Annotated in this window: 2 protein-coding genes; both read left to right on the top strand. The window is 59.3% G+C overall.

Translation table 11 applies throughout. The annotated features are described in order from the left end of the window. Positions 1 to 804: 804 nt before the first annotated feature. Entirely contained in the window at positions 805 to 1,074 is a 270-nt protein-coding gene (locus AB0I57_RS20055) for a metal-sensitive transcriptional regulator (protein ID WP_358339342.1), read from the top strand. A gap of 293 nt (positions 1,075 to 1,367) precedes the next feature. Next, entirely contained in the window at positions 1,368 to 1,781 is a 414-nt protein-coding gene (locus AB0I57_RS20050; RefSeq protein ID WP_358339339.1) for a DUF302 domain-containing protein, read from the top strand. Positions 1,782 to 1,915: the final 134 nt, after the last annotated feature.

The raw sequence follows: 1,915 nt of genomic DNA, 5'->3' as shown, positions 1-1,915 counted from the left end.
CAAGAGGCCGGCACGACAACGATGCGGGCACCAAAAAATTTGGCACTGACATTCATCGACACACTGTTGAGTTCTCAAAGAACACGCACACACCATCACCACCAACACACATCAGCGGATCCGGGGCAACCGTTTCATCTTATCCCCCAACGCATCCCGGCGCAAACCAGAACCCGCGAAGGACCCCGAACACCAACCACCACACGATCGACATCCAGGAAATCAGGCGCCCCCGTACAACCTCGTAGCATCCACCCAACCGGTGAACGTCGGCGTCCATGTCGCTCTGACCCGAACAAAACTACGCCACCAAAAACCGAAAACCAAATCGGCAGGTCACGGCCACCAAAACGATATCCGCGTGCGTTGGTTTGCGGTACGGATTACTTGCCGTCGTGCACATCCCGATAAATTGCTCACCGGATATTTCGCTTCATCGCCGACCTAATTCGTCACATCCTGACTCGCAACAACGGCCCAGCCGCCACCGAAAGTGTGGTCACCGAAAAATATCCTTGTTGGGAATCGAACTCGACCGATTGTATGGCCGGCGTGACGATTCTCGCCACAGTTCGACTCCACGATCGACTGGAAGCCGAGCAGCATCGCGTCGATGATCTTCAACCGCCCCCCACCACCGACCGGCAGCGAGTCTTACGGTGCCACAGACGAGCCGGCCATCGATCCGCATCAGCTTCTTGCGCTCGAGAATGTGCTGCGAGATGGGGCAACGCCCGACGATCTCTGTCGCGGCCCTATACCCCTGGGGGTACAATCGGAACCGATGAGCTCGAAAGGAAAGTGATGGTCGGCGACGAAGAAAGCATTGCACTGGTACTCAACCGACTACGCCGGGCGCACGGACAACTCGCTGGAGTGATCTCCATGATCGAGCAGGGCCGTGATTGCAAGGACGTCGTCACTCAGCTCGCCGCGGTATCCAGGGCCCTCGACAAGGCCGGCTTCAAGATCGTTGCAACCGGCTTGCGGGAGTGCCTGACCGGCGACACCCAGGAGGGAACGGAGCCTATGACTGAGGCTGAACTCGAAAAGCTCTTTCTCGCGCTGGCCTGAGCGCACTCCGCGCCACGGAAGACGAGACGCGGGCGAGAGGAGTGAACCATGGCCCGGTTGTCCCGTCAGGGTCGGACCGTCGAAGACCTGACGCCCCAACGGAATAGATCACTACGGCAACACATGTCGTGAGGCTCATCAATGCTGCGTGGATACCAATGCGACGCGATGATGCACCACGGCTCGGCCGCTCACGCCACACCACTCCCAATTGCCTAGCCCGCACCGCGGGCGATGGATTCCGGGCTGTCACTCTTCCACCCGAAGTAATCGAGCGAAAGCAGGGAAGAAGCATGGACCTCGCACTATCGACAACACTGCACACCTCCTTCGAGGATGCTGTGCAGCAAACCCGCGAAGCCCTGTCCGAGCAGGGTTTCGGTGTACTCACAGAGATCGACATGAAAGCAACGTTGAAGGCCAAGCTCAACGAGGACATGGAGGACTATCTGATCCTCGGGGCCTGCAACCCATCGCTTGCGCACCGCGCAGTAGGAGTGAACCGGCAGATCGGGCTGCTGTTGCCGTGCAACGTCGTCGTCCGCCGCGACCCGTCCAGGGAGAACACGATAATCGTCGACGCGATGAATCCCGCATTGATGGTCCAGGTCGCCGAGGAACCTGCACTCCAGGACGTCGCGGACGAGGCCACTACCAAACTTCAAGCCGCCATTGACTTCCTGAGCGATGGCGAGCGGGAGAGCTGACATCGTGGTGGGGTGGGTTCGTGCGCGACCAGATGCTCTTGAAATGCCGTAAGCCCCCCAACAGTGTTGGGGGGCTTACGGTTAACGGGTGTTCGGCGGTGTCCTACTCTCCCACACCCTGTCGGGTGCAGTAC

Origin of the sequence: Rhodococcus sp. NPDC049939 (genome assembly GCF_040656415.1) — a bacterium.
Taxonomy (GTDB): domain Bacteria; phylum Actinomycetota; class Actinomycetes; order Mycobacteriales; family Mycobacteriaceae; genus Rhodococcus_F.
This window is presented reverse-complemented; position numbering and strand designations above follow the sequence as displayed.